19 protein-coding genes are annotated in these 16,638 nt (G+C 65.5%); 9 read left to right on the top strand and 10 right to left on the bottom strand.

Going from position 1 to position 16,638, the window contains the following annotated elements; all coding sequences use genetic code 11:
- The first annotated feature begins 19 nt into the window (after positions 1-19).
- The 6 genes from IB256_RS11545 (at position 20) to IB256_RS11520 (ending at position 6,237) form a co-directional block, all read left to right on the top strand.
- Complete coding sequence (locus IB256_RS11545; protein WP_081515564.1) at positions 20-934, top strand: ABC transporter permease subunit; 915 nt, start codon at positions 20-22, stop codon at positions 932-934.
- Positions 935-936: 2 nt separating this feature from the next.
- Positions 937-2,241, top strand: a complete 1,305-nt coding sequence (gene livM / locus IB256_RS11540) for a high-affinity branched-chain amino acid ABC transporter permease LivM (RefSeq protein ID WP_405307243.1) — start codon at positions 937-939, stop codon at positions 2,239-2,241.
- Complete coding sequence (locus IB256_RS11535) at positions 2,238-3,113, top strand: ABC transporter ATP-binding protein (protein WP_138524199.1); 876 nt, start codon at positions 2,238-2,240, stop codon at positions 3,111-3,113. Before livM ends, IB256_RS11535 begins: the two co-directional genes overlap by 4 nt.
- Entirely contained in the window at positions 3,110-3,826 is a 717-nt protein-coding gene (locus IB256_RS11530) for an ABC transporter ATP-binding protein (protein WP_192225246.1), read from the top strand. The genes IB256_RS11535 and IB256_RS11530 overlap by 4 nt, the downstream gene beginning before the upstream one ends.
- Before the next feature lie 206 nt (positions 3,827-4,032).
- The gene (locus IB256_RS11525) at positions 4,033-4,962 is read left to right on the top strand and encodes an ornithine cyclodeaminase family protein (protein ID WP_192292916.1); all 930 of its coding nucleotides are present in this window, start codon (positions 4,033-4,035) and stop codon (positions 4,960-4,962) included.
- A 510-nt stretch (positions 4,963-5,472) separates the two neighbouring features.
- Positions 5,473-6,237 (top strand): SDR family oxidoreductase, encoded by a 765-nt coding sequence (locus IB256_RS11520; RefSeq protein WP_045216306.1) that lies wholly within the window; start codon positions 5,473-5,475, stop codon positions 6,235-6,237.
- A gap of 264 nt (positions 6,238-6,501) precedes the next feature.
- Here IB256_RS11520 and IB256_RS11515 read toward each other — a convergent pair whose 3' ends face one another.
- From IB256_RS11515 to IB256_RS11495, 5 genes are all read right to left on the bottom strand, one after another.
- Entirely contained in the window at positions 6,502-7,074 is a 573-nt protein-coding gene (locus IB256_RS11515) for a HupE/UreJ family protein (protein WP_192292914.1), read from the bottom strand.
- 73 nt (positions 7,075-7,147) lie between these two features.
- Positions 7,148-7,762, bottom strand: a complete 615-nt coding sequence (ureG, locus tag IB256_RS11510) for an urease accessory protein UreG (RefSeq protein WP_045216312.1) — start codon at positions 7,760-7,762, stop codon at positions 7,148-7,150.
- 10 nt (positions 7,763-7,772) lie between these two features.
- Positions 7,773-8,441, bottom strand: a complete 669-nt coding sequence (locus IB256_RS11505) for an urease accessory protein UreF (protein WP_192402616.1) — start codon at positions 8,439-8,441, stop codon at positions 7,773-7,775.
- On the bottom strand, positions 8,438-8,938 hold the full coding sequence (ureE, locus tag IB256_RS11500; RefSeq protein WP_192292911.1) for an urease accessory protein UreE: 501 nt from the start codon (positions 8,936-8,938) through the stop codon (positions 8,438-8,440). Before ureE ends, IB256_RS11505 begins: the two co-directional genes overlap by 4 nt.
- A gap of 219 nt (positions 8,939-9,157) precedes the next feature.
- Positions 9,158-9,793 carry a TetR family transcriptional regulator gene (locus tag IB256_RS11495; protein WP_081515573.1) on the bottom strand — a complete coding sequence of 212 codons (636 nt, stop codon included), beginning with the start codon at positions 9,791-9,793 and terminating at the stop codon, positions 9,158-9,160.
- 154 nt (positions 9,794-9,947) lie between these two features.
- On the opposite strand from IB256_RS11495, the gene IB256_RS11490 reads away from it, so the two are divergent.
- Together IB256_RS11490 and IB256_RS11485 are read left to right on the top strand one after the other, a co-directional pair.
- Positions 9,948-11,048, top strand: coding sequence for a flavin reductase family protein (locus IB256_RS11490; protein WP_192292909.1), 1,101 nt, complete (start codon positions 9,948-9,950; stop codon positions 11,046-11,048).
- A 17-nt stretch (positions 11,049-11,065) separates the two neighbouring features.
- Entirely contained in the window at positions 11,066-12,142 is a 1,077-nt protein-coding gene (locus tag IB256_RS11485) for a fatty acid desaturase family protein (RefSeq protein WP_192292907.1), read from the top strand.
- Positions 12,143-12,148: 6 nt separating this feature from the next.
- On the opposite strand, the gene IB256_RS11480 is transcribed toward IB256_RS11485, so the two are convergent.
- Both IB256_RS11480 and IB256_RS11475 read right to left on the bottom strand, forming a co-directional pair.
- Entirely contained in the window at positions 12,149-12,364 is a 216-nt protein-coding gene (locus IB256_RS11480; RefSeq protein ID WP_192225251.1) for a hypothetical protein, read from the bottom strand.
- A gap of 112 nt (positions 12,365-12,476) precedes the next feature.
- A complete protein-coding gene (locus IB256_RS11475) occupies positions 12,477-12,719 on the bottom strand; it encodes a DUF6868 family protein (RefSeq protein WP_192402614.1) in 243 nt (80 codons plus the stop codon).
- A gap of 217 nt (positions 12,720-12,936) precedes the next feature.
- Between IB256_RS11475 and IB256_RS11470 the strand changes: the two genes are divergently transcribed.
- Positions 12,937-14,247, top strand: a complete 1,311-nt coding sequence (locus tag IB256_RS11470; RefSeq protein ID WP_045216334.1) for an MFS transporter — start codon at positions 12,937-12,939, stop codon at positions 14,245-14,247.
- 81 nt (positions 14,248-14,328) lie between these two features.
- On the opposite strand, the gene IB256_RS11465 is transcribed toward IB256_RS11470, so the two are convergent.
- The 3 genes from IB256_RS11465 to IB256_RS11455 form a co-directional block, all read right to left on the bottom strand.
- Positions 14,329-14,709 (bottom strand): phage infection protein, encoded by a 381-nt coding sequence (locus IB256_RS11465; protein WP_192402612.1) that lies wholly within the window; start codon positions 14,707-14,709, stop codon positions 14,329-14,331.
- A gap of 331 nt (positions 14,710-15,040) precedes the next feature.
- Complete coding sequence (locus IB256_RS11460) at positions 15,041-15,754, bottom strand: hypothetical protein (protein WP_192402611.1); 714 nt, start codon at positions 15,752-15,754, stop codon at positions 15,041-15,043.
- A gap of 335 nt (positions 15,755-16,089) precedes the next feature.
- The gene (locus tag IB256_RS11455) at positions 16,090-16,623 is read right to left on the bottom strand and encodes a ferritin-like domain-containing protein (protein WP_192292899.1); all 534 of its coding nucleotides are present in this window, start codon (positions 16,621-16,623) and stop codon (positions 16,090-16,092) included.
- Positions 16,624-16,638: the final 15 nt, after the last annotated feature.

Raw genomic sequence — 16,638 nt, 5'->3', positions numbered from 1 at the left:
TCTGTGTGAGTACCCAATCGTGGACGGTATTTTCCTCCAGCAAATGATCAACGGGCTGACCCTGGGGTCGGTCTACGGCCTGATCGCCATCGGCTACACGATGGTCTACGGCATCATCGGCATGATCAACTTCGCCCATGGCGAGGTGTACATGATCTCCGCCTACCTCTCCGCTGTCGGCCTGGCACTGCTGGCCTTCTTCGGGTTGCAGTCGTTCCCGCTGCTGATCCTCGGCACGCTGGTCTTCACCATCTTCGTCACCGGCGTCTATGGCTGGGTGATCGAGCGCATCGCCTACAAGCCGCTGCGCAACTCCACGCGCCTGGCTCCGCTGATCTCCGCCATCGGCATGTCGCTGATCCTGCAGAACTACGTGCAACTGGCCCAGGGCCCGCGCCAGCAAGGCGTGCCGACCCTGCTCGACGGCGCCTTCAAGTTCCACATCGGCGAAGGCTTCGTGCAGCTGACCTACACCAAGGTGTTCATCCTCATCGCCGCCTTCGTCGGCATGGCGGTGCTGACCTACGTGATCCAGTACACCAAGCTCGGGCGCATGTGCCGCGCCACCCAGCAGGACCGCAAGATGGCCTCGATCCTGGGGATCAACACCGACCGGGTGATCTCCTACGTGTTCATCATCGGCGCCGCCATGGCCGCGCTGGCCGGCGTGCTGATCACCATGAACTACGGCACCTTCGACTTCTACGCGGGCTTCATCATCGGCATCAAGGCGTTCACCGCCGCCGTGCTCGGCGGCATCGGCTCGCTGCCCGGTGCGATGCTCGGCGGGCTGATCCTGGGCGTGGCCGAGGCGCAGTTCTCGGGCATGGTGAATACCGACTTCAAGGACGTGTTCGCCTTCGGCCTGCTGGTGACCATCCTGATCTTCCGGCCGCAAGGGCTCCTGGGTCGTCCCCAGGTGTCGAAGGTGTAAGCATGATGTCCGCCTCCCAGACTTCAGCCGCGCCCAAGACTGCGCGCATCGATATCAAGAAGAGCCTGGTCGACACCGTGCTCGCCGGTCTCATTGCCCTGATCGTCTTCGGCCCCATCGTCGGCATCGTGCTCGACGGCTACAGCTTCAAGCTCGAACCGGTGCGCCTCGCCTGGATGATCGGCGCGGTGATGCTCGGCCGCCTGCTGCTCAGCCTGTACCTGCAGACCCCGGCCGGCAGCCGCATCATGGACCGCTTCGAAAGCTCCGACTCGGGCATCAGCGTCCTGCCGCCGGGCTACAAGACGCGCCTGCGCTGGATAGTCCCGCTGGTGATCCTCGCCGCGGTGATCTTCCCGTTCTTCGCCAGCAAGTACCTGCTCACCGTGATCATCCTCGGGCTGATCTATGTGCTGCTGGGCCTGGGCCTGAACATCGTGGTCGGCCTCGCCGGCCTGCTCGACCTCGGCTACGTGGCCTTCTACGCCATCGGCGCCTATGGCCTCGCGCTGGGCTACCAGTACCTGGGCCTGGGCTTCTGGACGGTGCTGCCGCTGGCGGCCATCGTCGCCGCGCTGGCGGGGGCGCTACTGGGCTTCCCGGTGTTGCGGATGCACGGTGACTACCTGGCCATCGTGACCCTGGGCTTCGGCGAGATCATCCGCCTGATCCTCAACAACTGGCTGTCCTTCACCGGCGGCCCGAACGGCATGCCGGTGCCGTCGCCGACCTTCTTCGGCCTCGAGTTCGGGCGCCGGGCGAAAGAGGGCGGCACGCCGATCCACGAGTTCCTCGGCATCGATTACAACCAGAACTTCAAGTTCCTGTTCATCTACGTGGTGCTCTTCCTGGTGGTGCTGCTGGTGCTCTACATCAAGCACCGGCTGACCCGCATGCCGGTCGGCCGCGCCTGGGAAGCGCTGCGCGAGGACGAGATCGCCTGCCGCGCCATGGGCCTGAACCACGTGCTGGTGAAGCTCTCGGCGTTCATGCTCGGCGCCTCCACCGCAGGCCTGGCCGGGGTGTTCTTCGCCAGCTACCAGGGCTTCGTCAACCCGTCGTCGTTCACCTTCTTCGAGTCCGCGCTGATCCTCGCTATCGTGGTGCTGGGCGGCATGGGCTCGACGGTGGGAGTGGTGATCGCCGCCTTCGTCCTCACTGTGGCGCCGGAACTGCTGCGCAGCTTCGCCGATTACCGCGTGCTGCTGTTCGGTATCCTCATGGTGCTGATGATGATCTGGCGTCCGCGCGGGCTGATCCGCATCAGCCGCTCGGGCTTCGCCGTCCGCAAGGGGGTGGCGCCATGAGCGGTGACAAGATCCTCAGCGTCGAGCACCTGATGATGCACTTCGGCGGCATCAAGGCGCTCAACGACGTCAACCTCGACGTGGAGCGCGGCTCCATCACCGCGTTGATCGGCCCCAACGGCGCCGGCAAGACCACCGTGTTCAACTGCCTTACCGGCTTCTACAAGGCCACCGGCGGCAACATCCTGCTCAACACCCAGGGCGGCACCACCGACGTCATCAAGGTGCTCGGCCAGCCGTTCCAGGGCGGCGATTTCGTCAACCCGGCGCAGTTTGGTAACCGCCTTTACTACAAGATGTTCGGCGGCACCCACCTGGTGAACCGTGCCGGGCTGGCGCGCACCTTCCAGAACATCCGGCTGTTCCGCGAGATGTCAGTGGTGGAGAACCTGCTGGTGGCCCAGCACATGTTCGTCAACCGCAACCTCATCGCCGGCGTGCTCAACACCCCCGGCTACCGCCGCGCGGAAAGCGAGGCGCTGGACCACGCCTTCTACTGGCTGGAAGTGGTGGACCTGGTGGACTGCGCTAACCGCCTGGCCGGCGAGATGTCCTACGGGCAGCAGCGCCGCCTGGAGATCGCCCGCGCCATGTGCACCCGGCCCGAGCTGATCTGCCTCGACGAACCCGCCGCCGGCCTGAACCCGGCCGAAACCCAGGCGCTGGCGCGCATCGTGCGCTACCTGCGCGACCACCACGGCATCACCGTGCTGCTGATCGAACACGACATGGGCATGGTGATGAACATCTCCGACCACATCATCGTGCTCGACCACGGTGTGGTCATCGCCCGTGGCGCGCCGGACGAGATCCGCCACAACGAGAAAGTGATCGCCGCCTATCTCGGCGCAGACGAAGAGGAGCTGGCATGACGGCGCCGATGTTGGAATTCCGTGAGGTCGATGTGTTCTACGGGCCGATCCAGGCGCTGAAGAAAGTCTCGCTGACCGTCAACGAAGGGGAAACCGTGGCGCTGATCGGCGCCAACGGCGCAGGCAAGTCGACGCTGCTGATGTCGATCTTCGGCCAGCCGCGCGCAGCCGGCGGCGCGATCCTCTACAAGGGCCAGGACATCCGCCACAAGTCCGCGCACTACGTGGCCTCCAACGGCATCGCGCAGTCGCCGGAAGGGCGACGGGTGTTCCCCGACATGACGGTGGAGGAGAACCTGCTGATGGGCACCATTCCCGTCGGCATGGACCACGCCCAGGAGGACATGCAGCGCATGTTCGACCTCTTCCCGCGCCTGAAGGAGCGGCGCAACCAGCGCGCCATGACCATGTCCGGCGGCGAGCAGCAGATGCTCGCCATCGCCCGCGCGCTGATGAGCCGGCCCAAGCTGCTGCTGCTCGACGAACCCTCGCTGGGCCTCGCGCCCATCGTGGTCAAGCAGATCTTCCAGACCCTGCGCGAGCTGGCCAAGAGCGGGATGACGCTGTTCCTTGTGGAGCAGAACGCCAACCACGCGCTGAAGCTGTCCGACCGTGGCTACGTGATGGTCAACGGCGAGATCCGCCTGAGCGGCACCGGCGCCGAGCTGCTGGGTAACCAGGAGGTTCGCAACGCGTATCTGGGTGGGCACTGACGCGCCGCTGAGAATGGCGTCGGGTTCGCTCCTGATCGACAAGGGAGCGCTGCTCGCCTTCCGCCCTCTCCCTAACCCTCTCCCTGAAGGGAGAGGGGACCGTTCGGTGCAGGCTGAAACCGTGATGTCAGCCGGCACGGATAGCTCCCTCTCCCTTCAGGGAGAGGGCGGGGGAGAGGGGCTCTCAATTTGCGTACGAGGTCTCCATGCACGACCTTAAGTTCCTCACCAACGCCGACGTCGCCGCACGCCTGAGTTATCCCCAGTTGATCGAAGCCCTGCGCATCGGCCTCGCCGGACCCTGCGAAGCCCCGGTTCGCGGCTGCCATGAATTGCCCGGCAACGCCTCGCTGCTGACCATGCCGGTGTGGCGGCCGGGGCAGGACATCGGCGTGAAGCTGGTCACCGTGTTCCCCGGCAACGGCGCGAAGAACCTGCCAGCCGTGGCCGCGCTGTTCTGCCTGTTCGACGGCGAGACGGGGCACCCGCTGGCGATGCTCGAAGCCTCGGAAATGACCGCCCGGCGCACTGCCTGCACCTCTGCGCTGGCCGCCGATTACCTGGTGCGCCGCGATGCCCGCCGGCTGCTGGTGGTCGGCAGCGGCACCCTGGCGCCGCACATGGTCCGCGCCCACTGTTCGGTGCGCGAATACGAGGACGTCGCCGTCTGGGGCCGACACGAAGACAAGGTGCATGCGCTGGTGAAGCAGCTGCAGGACGAAGGCTATCCCGTCCATGCCTGCGTCGATCTGCGCGGCGGCGTGGCGGCGGCGGACTGCATCAGCTGTGTCACCACCTCGCGCGAACCCATCGTCCATGGCGCCTGGCTGCGCTCGGGCTGCCACCTCGACCTGGTCGGCGCCTTCCTGCCGTCCATGCGCGAGACCGACAGCGAAGCCGTGCGCCGTGCGCGCATCGTGGTCGATACCCGCGAAGGCGCGCTGGAAGAGGCGGGCGACCTGCTGATCCCGATAAGCGAAGGCGTAATCGACGAGAGCGCGATCCTTTGCCAGTTGGCCGACCTCCTGCGCGGTCGCGGCGCACGCCAGGACGACAGCGAGATCACCCTGTTCAAGTCCGTGGGTTATGCACTGGAAGACCTGATCGCCGCGCGCCTGCTGCTGTCGGTGAATTAATCCAGTAAATCTGTGGGCCGGCCTGTGGATAACGTCTGGGAGAACCTCGCCAGGCCCCGTGGCCGCAGGCGCCGCTCGAGGCGGTCGTTTTCTGTTCGATCACCCCGCAACCCCTGTATGGATGGACAGGTACGGCTTCGCGGAAAAGTTCCGCAGCTCCGATAGTTGTCCCCGCCAGCCGTTGAAAGACTTGTGGATAACCTTGGGAAGAACTTCTCCAGCGCAGCGGTGGCGCGGCCTGCGGCGGGGCGCTTGAAAAACGTCCAGGAGGAAATCGGCGTTCAGCTTGCCCACAGAATCCGTGGAACAGCCTGTGGACAAGGTGGGCGCAACCTGCGGCAGGCCAGTGGCGGTGGGGCTTTCAAGCGGCTGTTCGGGTTTTATCCAGTGCGGCTGTAACGCAACGCGGCGGGTTCGGGCTGTTATGCTCGGCCGACCGACAAGAACGCGCACCGTACGATTCCCCGGCATGCATCGGCGACGGCAGTGCCCAGCAAGAGGATATCTGTGATGACTACTCCCACTCTGTTCATTACCGGCGCCACTTCCGGCTTCGGCGAAGCCTGCGCGCGGCGTTTCGCCCGTGACGGCTGGTCGCTGGTGATCACCGGCCGTCGCGAGGAGCGCCTGAATGCGCTGGCCCAGGAGCTTTCCGCCGAGACCGACGTGCTGCCGCTGGTGCTCGACGTGCGCGACCGCGCGGCGATGACCGCCGCCGTGGACAGCCTGCCGGAGAAGTTCGCCAAGCTGCGTGGCCTGATCAACAACGCCGGCCTCGCCCTGGGTACCGACCCTGCGCAGAACTGCGAGCTGGATGACTGGGACACCATGGTGGACACCAACATCAAGGGCCTGATGTACGCCACCCGCCTGCTGCTGCCGCGCCTGATCGCCCATGGCCCGGGCGCGAGCATCCTCAACCTGGGTTCGGTGGCCGGCCACTGGCCCTATCCGGGCGGTCACGTGTATGGCGCGACCAAGGCCTTCGTCGAGCAGTTCTCGCTGAACCTGCGTTGCGACCTGCAGGGCACCGGCGTGCGCGTCACCAACCTCGAGCCGGGCATGTGCGAGAGCGAGTTCTCCCTGGTGCGCTTCGGCGGTGACCAGGCGAAGTACGACAAGACCTACGCGGGCGCCGAGCCGATCCAGTCCGCGGACATTGCCGAGACCATCCACTGGATCATGAACCAGCCGCCGCACATCAACATCAACACCCTGGAAATCATGCCGGTGAGCCAGGCGTGGGCAGGGTTTGCGGTGCATCGCAAGGGGTGATGTGCGGTCGGCTAACCGTCGTACTCCGGGGTGTCCGTGCCGGGACTTCTCCCTCACCCCAGCCCTCTCCCAGAGGGAGAGGGGGCCGTCCGAGCCGGCTGACATCGAGGCTTCATCCTGCACCAAACTGCCTTCTCTCCCTCTGGGAGAGGAGCCGTCCGTACCGGCTGACGCCGAGGCTTCAACTCGCGCCGAACGATCCCCTCTCCCGCTTGCGGGAGAGGGTTAGGGTGAGGGGCTGTTGATCTTGTAGAAACGAGCAGGTCAGCCCGCGAGCAGCCAGGCACCGGCACCCGCCGAAGCCAGCCCGGCGAAACGCACCAGCGGTGCGGCAGCCTGCGGCAGCAGGCGAACGATCCCGTAACCCGCCGCATGCAGCGCCGCAGTCGCGCCGACGAAGCCGGCGGCGTACAGCCACGGGCTGCTCAGCTCCGGCAGTTCCAGCCCGTGGGCCACGCCATGGGCGAGGGCGAACAGGGCGGTCGCGCCCATCGCCAGGAACAGCGGCGGACGCACCGCCAGTGCAACGCACAGGCCCAGCGCCAGCACGGAAGCGGCGATGCCGGTCTCCATGAACGGCATCTCCAGCCCCTCGAAGCCCAGCAGCCCGCCGATCAGCATGGTTACGACGAAGGTGCACGGCAGTGCCAGCCGCGCCGCACCTTTCTGCTGCGCGGCCCAGAGCCCGACGGCAAACATTGCCAGCAGGTGGTCGAGGCCGGTGAGGGGATGGGTGATGCCGGCAATCAGGCCGTGGTCGCCGTGGCCTGGATGAGCGAAGGCCACGGCCGGGGTGAGGAACAGCGCCAGGCTGTAGAAGGCTTTGCGCAGCTGCATGGAAAACTCCCTGGTTCTTGTGATGGAGCGTCTGGTCATGGAACGGCCGGCATCCGCGGCCGCGGAGAAGGCATCAGGCTGCGCTCAGCAGGCCCTGGCGTTCGATGAAGGTGATGATCTCGGCCAGGCCCTGGCCGGTCTTCTGGTTGCTGAAGACGAAGGGCTTGTCGCCGCGCATGCGCGAGGCGTCCTGGTCCATCACTTCCAGCGAGGCGCCCACCAGCGGGGCGAGGTCGATCTTGTTGATCACCAGCAGGTCGGACTTGCAGATGCCCGGCCCGCCCTTGCGCGGGATCTTGTCGCCAGCGGAGACGTCGATCACGTAGAGGGTCAGGTCCGACAGCTCGGGGCTGAAGGTGGCCGAGAGGTTGTCGCCGCCGGATTCCACCAGGATCAGGTCGAGGCCGGGGAAGCGGCGGTTGAGCTGGTCCACGGCCTCGAGGTTGATCGAGGCGTCCTCGCGGATCGCCGTGTGCGGGCAGCCGCCGGTTTCCACGCCGATGATCCGCTCCGGCTCCAGCGCCTCGTTGCGCACCAGGAACTGCGCGTCCTCCTGGGTGTAGATGTCGTTGGTGACCACGGCGATGTTGTAGCGCTGGCGCAGGGCGCGGCACAGCGCCAGGGTCAGGGCGGTCTTGCCGGAGCCCACCGGGCCGCCGATGCCGACGCGAAGAGGTTGAGAGTTCATGGCAGTTCTCCTAGGAGCGGAACAGACGGCTGTATTGGGTTTCGTGGGTCATGCAGGCCAGCGCGAGGCCGAAGGGCGCGCCGCCGTGGGGATCGTTTTCCAGCGCGGCCCGGCAGGCGGCGTCGAGGTCGGGGAGCAGTTGCGAGGTGAGCTTCTGCGCGGCCATCTGGCCCAGTGGCAGGGTCTTCATCAGCACCGCCAGTTGGTTCTCCAGCCAGCTCCACAGCCAGGCGCCGAGTGCCTGCTCCGGGGAGAGCCCCCAGGCGCGGGCGGCCAGGGCCCAGGCGGCGGCGAAGGAGGGCTCGCCTTGCCCGGCAAGCCACTGGCGGGCGGGCTCGTCCAGCTCGGGCAGGGCCTCGAGCAACTGGCCGAGGGAGAAGCCCATCTGCCGGTTCTCCAGGCCCAGCTCACGGGTTTCGCGGCTGGCACGATGACGCTCGGCGGCGTCGCGCAGGGCGTCCCAGTCAGCGACTTGTGCGGCACGCAACAGTTCGGCCAGCAGCGGGCCTTCGAAGCGTGCGAGGTTCAGCTGCAACTGGTCGGCGAGCCAGGTACGGGCACCGTCGGCATCCCTCACCTGGCCCTGGTCGATGGCGCTTTCCAGGCCCTGGGAGTAGCTGTAGCCGCCGATGGGCAACTGCGGACTGGCCAGGCGCAACAGCGACCAGATGGCACTCACCGGCGCACTCCGAACTGGTGCAGCTTCGGTGCGTAGTTGAATTCTTCCTCGCCGTGGTGCGAGTGGTGGTGGCCGCCGCCGTAGGCGCCGTGTTCGGGCTGGAAGGGCGCTTCGATGGCCTCCACCGTGGCGCCGAGCTGATCGAGCATGGCCTTGAGCACGTAGTCGTCGAGCAGGCGCAGCCAGCCATCGCCGACCTGCAGGGCGACGTGGCGGTTACCCAGGTGATAGGCCGCGCGGTTGAGCTCGCGGGCGTTGGTGCAGGTGACGTGGAGGAGTTTTTCCGGCGCGGCGCAGACGCGCACCACGCGGCCATCGTTGGCCAGCAGGCACTCGCCATCGGTCAGCGGCGACTGGCCGCGCTCGAGGAACAGGCCGACGTCTTCACCGGTGCTGGTGAAGCAGCGCAGGCGGCTCTTGCTGCGCGCCTCGTAATTCAGGCGCAGCTCGGCGTCCCAGTGTTCGCGGGGTTCGATGCGTTGGTGGATGACCAGCATGGCAGTGTCCGGCAGTAGCAATGGCGGTGCTACAGCAAGGGGCTTGCCAGTGCGGGGCTGCGTCAGCGCTGGCGCGGGCTGCAGCGCTTGTCCGAACGGTCAGCAATGGTGCGTGCGCGCAAGGATGGTGCGCACGAAAACGGTGCGCACCAAGGCGGGGCGCTGCGCAGGGTGCATAACCCGGAACGGGTTATCCGCCTTACGGTTTGCGAAGCCCCGTCAGGGCCGCGAACCGATCCCGGTCCAGTGCTTGGCGCCGATCATGATGAAGCGCAGCTGCTGGGTGATCTTCGCCTGGGGCGAGAGGTGAGTCGGCAGGCTGTCGGCCGGCGGGTCGATCAGCTCGGGCAGGGTGGCGAACACCGTCTTCACCACGAGGTCGGCGATCACGTCGATGTCCTGGGTGGTGAGGTGCGGCAGCTTGTTGAGCAGCGCGAGGTCGGCGGCGAGGTCGTCGGTGATGCGCTGGCGCAGGGCACCCACGGCCTGGCGGATCGGGTGCGAGCCGCCGTACTGCTCGCGGGCGAGGAAGAGGAACTGGGTGCGGTTGGCGGTGACGGCGTCGAGGAAGATGCGCACCGAGGCCTCGATCACGCCGCCCAGCTCGAACTCGTTGCGACGCACCACGCGCAGGGTCTCGCGGAAAGTCTCGTCGACATCGGCGACCAGGGCCAGGCCGAGCTGGTCCATGTCGGTGAAGTGCCGGTAGAAGCCCGCCGGCACGATGCCCGCCGTCTTCGCCACTTCCCGCAGGCTCAGGCTGCCGAAGCCGCGGCCGCTGTCCATCAGGCCGCGCGCGGCATCCATCAGGGCCAGGCGGGTCTGTTGTTTCTGTTCGGCGCGGGGAGTGGCCATACGGCAGTGCTATCCAGGGCAAAGGCGCAGGCACTCTAGCAAATGCCGGTCGGCGCGGGGGAAGTTCCTGTGGAAAATAGTGAACGAGTGTTGACTGAAAACTCCTGCTCGTGAGATTTTAAGTGAACACATGTTTACTGTTCGGTGTTCTCCCATGTCCCTGCTTCCCTTTGCCGGCCTGCGTTTCCTCTCGCCGCTGTTGTCGCCGCTGCGCGCCCTGGTGCGCGGCCAGTGGCTGCGCGAGTCGGATGTCGATGTCGCGTTGCGCGCCTGCAACCGTGGCTGGTCGCTGCGCCGCGTGTTCGCGCGGGTCGAGGCGCGGCAGTGGGTGGCGGACGACATGCTCGAACTGCGCCTGCGCCCCAACGCGCACTGGCGCGGCGCGCGGCCCGGCCAGCACCTGCAACTGTTCGTCGAGCGCGACGGTGTGCGCCACAGCCGCAGCTACAGCCTGACCCGCGTCGCCGAGGACGGCTGCCTGGAGTTCGCCGTGAAGCTGCAGCCGGGCGGGCGGATATCCACCTTCCTGCTGCAGCAGTTGTGCGTCGGTGAAGTGCTGGAGCTGGGCCTGCCGGACGGTGACCTGAGCTGGCCGGCCGATGACCGGGGCGTGTTGCTGCTGGCTGCGGGCAGTGGCCTGACACCCTTGCTCGGCCTGCTGCGCGAGGCGCTGGCGCGTGGCTACGGCGGCCCGGTAACGCTGCTGCATTACGTTCGCCAGCGCGGCCAGAAGGCCTTCGTCGATGGACTTCAGGCGCTGGCGCGGCAGTACCCGAATCTCGAACTGCGCTGGGCGCTGAGTGGCGACGCTGCGCTGGACGGCGAGTTGTCCGGGCGCTTCCAGCGCAATCACGTGGCCGACCTGGATGGCCGCCACGTGCTGGCCTGCGGCCCTGGCGGCTTCGTCGAAACGGTACGCCAGGCGCTGGGCGCGAGCAGCCGCAGCCTGCAGGTGGAAAGCTTCAGCCCGCCGGCCTGGGACGAACAAGAGCCGGCAAAGGCCGTGAGCCTGCGCTTCGCCCGTAGCGCGCTGCAGGTGACTGGTGATAGCCGCCGCAGCCTGTTGGAGCAGGCCGAATCCCACGGCCTGCGCCCGGTGCACGGCTGCCGCCAGGGCGTCTGCACCAGTTGCACCTGCACGCTGGTCAGCGGCTGCGTGCGCGACTTGCGCAGCGGCGAGCTGTTCAGCGAACCGGGCCAGCCCATCCGTATCTGCGTCAGCGCGCCCCAGGGCGACCTGACCGTCGATCTCTGATCTTCAGGAGAATGACCATGCGCGAAGATCGCGACCTCAGTGCCGCCGAACTGGCGGCCTTCGGTGACGAGCTGGACGCCCTGCGCCAGCGCACCCTGCATGACCTGGGCGAGAAAGACGCCCGCTACATCCGCCGCATCCGCGCAGCGGTGCGCTTCTGTTGCTGGAGCGGCCGTGTGCTGCTGATGGCCGGCTGGTTCCCGCCGACCTGGCTGCTGGGCACCTTTCTGCTCGGGCTGGGCAAGATCCTGGAGAACATGGAGCTGGGCCATAACGTCATGCATGGCCAGTACGACTGGATGAACGACCCGGAATTCTCCGGGCGCAACTACGAGTGGGACATCGTCGGCCCCGCGGACTTCTGGCGGCACACGCACAACCATGTGCATCACACCTACACCAACGTGCTGGGTATGGACGACGATGTGGGCTACGGCGTGGTGCGGCTGTTCCCCGAGCAGAAGTGGAAGCCGTTCTACCGCTGGCAGCCGCTCTGGGTGACGCTGCAGGCGTTGCTGTTCCAGTACGCCGTGGCGGTGCAGCACCTGCGCCTGGACAAGTACGTGAAGGGACGGATGAGCAAGGAAGAATTGCGCCCGCTGTTGCGCCAGTTCAACGCCAAGGTCGGACGCCAGTGGGTGAAGGACTACCTGGTGTTCCCGCTGCTCGGCCTGTTCACCGGCGCATTCGGCGCGGTGCTGCTGGGCAACGTCATCGCCAATCTGATGCGCAACCTGTGGACCTTCACCGTGATCTTCTGCGGCCACTTCACCGAGAAGGCAGCGGTATTCCCGCCCGAGGTGGTGCAGGACGAGACGCGTGGCCACTGGTACCTGCGCCAGCTGCGCGGGTCGAGCAACCTGGAAGGCGGCCGGCTGTTCCATATCCTCACCGGCAACCTCAGCCACCAGATCGAGCACCACCTCTATCCGGACCTGCCAGCGCGCCGCTATGCGCAGCTGTCGAAGGAGGTGCAGGCGATTGCCGCGCGCTACGGCCAGACCTACAACAGCGGCCGCCTGTCGGCGCAGTTCGCCACGGTGCTCAAGCGCATCTGGATCCATCGCCGACCGACACAGCCGGCGATCGCCTGAGGCAAATCAGGCGCGGCGGGTCAGCGGCGAGGCGATGTCCTCACGCAGGGCGCGCAGGTCGGCGGCGTCCTGGTTGAGGTGGTGGATGGACTTCAGCAGCTTCTGTCGGAGCAGGTCATCCTGGACCTGTTCGACCGCCCGCATGACTTCCAGGGCCGTGGCCTCGTTGTTGGCGGCGACGGCGTCGAGAGTCTTTCGCAGGCTGCGGGTTGCGTGGTGCACGTTGGTGATCTCCTGAAAACTGCGTGCACCCTACGACCCGAGTATTTCCAATAAATTTCAACAAGTTGCTTTCCGATCGACGGTCATGATGTCGCATCGGTGGCAGATCGATTCAGGAAAGCATGCACAGCGCCAGCAGCGGCACCAGGTTGAGCAGCAGGACGCCGATCTTGTAGACGGCCATGCCGCCGTAATGAATCGCGTCGAACCGCTCGACTGGCAGGGCGAACCAGCGCGAATGCAGGCGGTAGACGAAGTCGTGGGCGAGGGTGAAGGCGGCGAACCAGACCAGCAGGACGACGTAGTTGATCAGGGTGCAGTAGAGCAGGAAGGGCTTCAGGTCCAGGAGCGGCATGAGGATTCTCCGGCCACATACTGCATTGGAGTAGCCGCCGGGCGCAGGGTTTCACCGGTTTGCCTGCGGGCGCGTCCGATAGCCGGCGCACTGGCCGGCGGCCATAATGCGCACCTGCTGCAAACCATGTGATCTTTGCTGCATGACCGCTGTCCGATGTGCGGACGGCTAACCTTGCCGTAACACCCTCCTTCCTCCTCTGCCTGCCGGACTCGCCATGTTCAGCCCGCTCGTCACGTTTCCCGCGCTCTACACTGCCACGCTGCTGATGCTCGCCGGCTCCGGCCTGTTCACCACCTATATGGGCCTGCGCCTGACCCAGGAAGGCGTCAGCGACCTCTGGGTCGGCGGCCTGATGGCGGCGTACTACTTCGGCCTGGTCTGTGGTGGCAAGTTTGGCCACAAGCTGATCGCCGGCTTCGGCCACATCCGCTCCTACGTCGCCTGCGCCGGCATGGCCACGGTGATCGTGCTGATCCACGCGCTGGTTTCGCAGCTGGAGGTGTGGATCGTTCTGCGCTTCGTGATGGGCGCGGTGATGATGAACCAGTACATGGTGATCGAGAGCTGGCTCAACGAGCAGGCCGAAGGGCACCAGCGCGGCAAGGTGTTCGCCGGCTACATGGTCGCGGTGGACGCTGGCCTGGTCGTTGGCCAGGGCTTGCTGGCGCTGAGCCCGGCGCTGGATTACAAGCCGCTGCTGCTGGTCGCCATGTGCTTCTCGTCGTGCCTGATCCCGCTGGCGCTGACCCGTCGCGTCCACCCGGCCAAGCTGGTGGCGGCGCCGCTGGAGATCGGCTTCTTCTGGAAGCGCGTGCCGCAATCGCTGGGCACCATCTTCGTCGCCGGCCTGATGGTCGGCGCGTTCTACGGCTTGGCGCCGGTGTACGCGGCGCGCAACGGCCTGGACACCGCGCAGTCGAGCTTCTTCGTCGGCATGTGCATCGTCGCCGGCTTCTGCGCGCAGTGGCCGCTGGGCTGGTTATCGGACCGGGTCAACCGCAGCTGGCTGATCCGCGCCAACGCCTTGCTGCTGTGCCTGGCCGCGGTGCCGATGTGGGGGCTGATCGAACTGCCCTATACGCTGCTGCTGGCGAACGGTTTCGTCACCGGCATGCTGCTGTTCACCCTCTATCCGCTGGCGGTGGCGCTGGGCAACGACCACGTCGAGCAATCGCGCCGGGTGGCGCTGTCGGCCATGCTGCTGACCACCTATGGAGTCGGCGCCTGCATCGGCCCGCTGTTCGCCGGCGCGATGATGCGCCACTTCGGGCCGGGCATGTTCTACATGCTGGTCTCGGCCTATGCGCTGATCCTGATCTTCTGGGTGCAGCCCAAGCGCGTTACCGGTGTGCACCGCGTCGACGAGGCGCCGCTGCACCACGTGGCCATGCCCGACACTGTCAGCCCGATGGCGGCCGCGCTGGACCCGCGTGTCGAGGAAGTGCCGGAGGAACTGGTGGTGGAAGCGCCGGCGAGCATTGGTCGCTCCGATGGCGAGCCGGATGCTGGCGAGACGAAGCACTGATCGAATTGCGCTAACGCAGAAATGAGAAAGCCCGGCAGATGCCGGGCTTTTCTTTCGCCTGTCAGGCGTATTTCGCCTGGATCAGGAAACACGCTTGAGGTGGGCATCGAACACGGTGTCACCACCGGACTCGGCGACCATGTTGCTGTGCAGCTTGTCGATGGTGTGCTCGGAGCCGTTCTCGGCTACACGGGCGTCATCCATCTGCTTGTGCAGGCGGTCGATGGTGCGCTCGGAGCCATTGTCGGCAACGCGGGCGTCGTCCATTTGCTTGTGCAGGCGGTCGATGGTGCGTTCGGAGCCGTTGTCGGCAACACGGGCTTCAGCGCTCTTCTGCTGCAGTTGGTGTTCGTGTTGCGGGAGAGTGCGCGGGCCGTTGTTGAGGATGGCCGGGGCGGCGAAGACGGCGCTGGCGGACATCAGGGAAGTGAGTGCAAGGCTGAGGGCGATCTGGCGTTTCATGTTGTGTGGCTCCGAAAGGGGGGCGGTATGTTTTGGCTACAGGGTTATTTTCCCTTCGGATAAATCGATTTAAAAACGATGCCGGGTAATACAGAGCATCAGTGTTGTCGATTATTTAGCCGGCTAATTTCTACTATCGCCGTTAATGATGTCGCGACGAAAACCGCTCTAGGGCGGTGTTTTCAGGCGTTATTCAGGAGGTTTCAGGCAAGACGCCGTTACAAATCACGGCTGGCCTGTTATCGATGGCGGGGTTTCGCGGATTTCCAGCGATAAGAAAGCCCGGCGGAGCCGGGCTTTTCTCTCACCTTGCGGTGTACTGCCTTGGGCGTCAGGCCTTCAGGTGGGCGTCGAAGACGGTGTCGCCACCGGACTCGGCGACCATGTTGCTGTGCAGCTGGTCGACGGTGTGCTCGGAACCGTTCTCGGCCACGTTCATCTCGCTGTGCAGACGGTCGATGGTTTTGCTCGAGCCGTTTTCAGCCACGCCCAGTTGCTTGTGCAGGCGATCGACAGTCTGGCTGGAGCCGTTCTCGGCGACGTTCATTGCCTGGTGCAGGCGGTCAACCGACTGGCTCGAACCGTTTTCGGCAACGCTCATCTCGCTGTGCAGACGGTCGACGGTTTTGCTCGAACCGTTTTCAGCCACGCCCAATTGCTTGTGCAGGCGGTCGACAGTCTGACTGGAGCCGTTCTCGGCGACGTTCATTGCCTTGTGCAGGCGGTCAACCGACTGGCTCGAACCGTTTTCGGCAACGCTCATCTCGCTGTGCAGACGGTCGACGGTTTTGCTCGAGCCGTTTTCAGCCACGCCCAGTTGCTTGTGCAGGCGGTCGACGGTCTGGCTGGAGCCGTTTTCGGCGATACGGGCTTTGGCCGCGTCCAGTTGTTTCTGCTGCTGACCCAGGCTGCGTTCGGCGCCTTCCTGAACCAGGATCTGGGTCTGGCTGGCGTTGATGACAGGGGATTCCTGCTGGGAGCCGGCGAAAGCGGCATTGGCAGCAAGTACGGAGAGGGCAAAGCCAAGTACGAGGGTGCGTTTCATGATGCGGCTCCAGAAAGAGTGGGGAGTTCGTTGGACACGGACTCAGTATCTGTTCTGGATTATCGATTGGAAAACGATGCCGAAAGATAGTCGCTATCGATGTCGATGATTGTTGAATAGTATCTTTAAAATCAGATACTTGGTTGTGAAAATTGACTTCTATCAACGCCTTTGATGGGCAATATCGGTGTGATTGGTAGTATCTGATTATTCGATGTATTTGTGGGGCAGATCTGGCTCAACGGCTCTGGGATACGGGTCTTCGCCGAATGGCAGGGCGCGCAAGCACGAAGCCCGGCCGGAGCCGGGCATCGATGAGGGCGATGGAGAGGGGGTTACTTGAGGTCCTGCAGGAGGTCGGCCATGTCGTCGGCGTGCTCTTCCTCCTGGGCGAGGATTTCCTCGAACAGGCGGCGCGTGGTCGGGTCGTCGTCGCCCAGGTAGACGACGATCTCGCGGTAGCTGTCGATGGCGATGCGTTCGGCGACCAGGTTCTCGGTGATCATCTCGCGCAGGTTGGCGCCGGCCACGTATTCGGCGTGGGAGCGCTCGGTCAGCCCGTGGGGGTTGAAGTCCGGCTCGCCGCCCAGCTGCATGATGCGCTCGGCCAGCTGGTCGGCGTGCTGCAGCTCCTGGGTGGCGTGCTCGAGGAATTCGGCGGCAGCCACGCTGGCCTTCAGCCCGGTGGCCATGAAGTAGTGGCGTTTGTAGCGCAGGTAACAGACCAGTTCGGTGGCCAGCGACTCATTGAGCAGACGCAGCACGGTCTTGCGGTCGGCATGGTAGCCCTCGGTCACCGCGCCGTCCTCGATGTTCTGGCGCGCCCTCTGGCGCAGGGTCTGGACGTCGGTCAGTTGTGCCTGGTTCATCAGGTATCTCCTTAA

Origin of the sequence: Pseudomonas sp. PDM17 (genome assembly GCF_014851985.1) — a bacterium.
Lineage (GTDB): Bacteria > Pseudomonadota > Gammaproteobacteria > Pseudomonadales > Pseudomonadaceae > Pseudomonas.
This window is presented reverse-complemented; position numbering and strand designations above follow the sequence as displayed.

Excerpts from the sequence above, each read along its gene's own strand:
- livM (WP_405307243.1), top strand. The coding sequence starts at position 937 with ATGATGTCCGCCTCCCAGACTTCAGCCGCGCCCAAGACTGCGCGCATC.
- IB256_RS11535 (WP_138524199.1), top strand. The coding sequence starts at position 2,238 with ATGAGCGGTGACAAGATCCTCAGCGTCGAGCACCTGATGATGCACTTC.
- IB256_RS11530 (WP_192225246.1), top strand. The coding sequence starts at position 3,110 with ATGACGGCGCCGATGTTGGAATTCCGTGAGGTCGATGTGTTCTACGGG.
- IB256_RS11525 (WP_192292916.1), top strand. The coding sequence starts at position 4,033 with ATGCACGACCTTAAGTTCCTCACCAACGCCGACGTCGCCGCACGCCTG.
- IB256_RS11520 (WP_045216306.1), top strand. The coding sequence starts at position 5,473 with ATGACTACTCCCACTCTGTTCATTACCGGCGCCACTTCCGGCTTCGGC.
- IB256_RS11515 (WP_192292914.1), bottom strand. The coding sequence starts at position 7,074 with ATGCAGCTGCGCAAAGCCTTCTACAGCCTGGCGCTGTTCCTCACCCCG.
- ureG (WP_045216312.1), bottom strand. The coding sequence starts at position 7,762 with ATGAACTCTCAACCTCTTCGCGTCGGCATCGGCGGCCCGGTGGGCTCC.
- ureE (WP_192292911.1), bottom strand. The coding sequence starts at position 8,938 with ATGCTGGTCATCCACCAACGCATCGAACCCCGCGAACACTGGGACGCC.
- IB256_RS11495 (WP_081515573.1), bottom strand. The coding sequence starts at position 9,793 with ATGGCCACTCCCCGCGCCGAACAGAAACAACAGACCCGCCTGGCCCTG.
- IB256_RS11490 (WP_192292909.1), top strand. The coding sequence starts at position 9,948 with ATGTCCCTGCTTCCCTTTGCCGGCCTGCGTTTCCTCTCGCCGCTGTTG.
- IB256_RS11485 (WP_192292907.1), top strand. The coding sequence starts at position 11,066 with ATGCGCGAAGATCGCGACCTCAGTGCCGCCGAACTGGCGGCCTTCGGT.
- IB256_RS11475 (WP_192402614.1), bottom strand. The coding sequence starts at position 12,719 with ATGCCGCTCCTGGACCTGAAGCCCTTCCTGCTCTACTGCACCCTGATC.
- IB256_RS11470 (WP_045216334.1), top strand. The coding sequence starts at position 12,937 with ATGTTCAGCCCGCTCGTCACGTTTCCCGCGCTCTACACTGCCACGCTG.
- IB256_RS11465 (WP_192402612.1), bottom strand. The coding sequence starts at position 14,709 with ATGAAACGCCAGATCGCCCTCAGCCTTGCACTCACTTCCCTGATGTCC.
- IB256_RS11460 (WP_192402611.1), bottom strand. The coding sequence starts at position 15,754 with ATGAAACGCACCCTCGTACTTGGCTTTGCCCTCTCCGTACTTGCTGCC.
- IB256_RS11455 (WP_192292899.1), bottom strand. The coding sequence starts at position 16,623 with ATGAACCAGGCACAACTGACCGACGTCCAGACCCTGCGCCAGAGGGCG.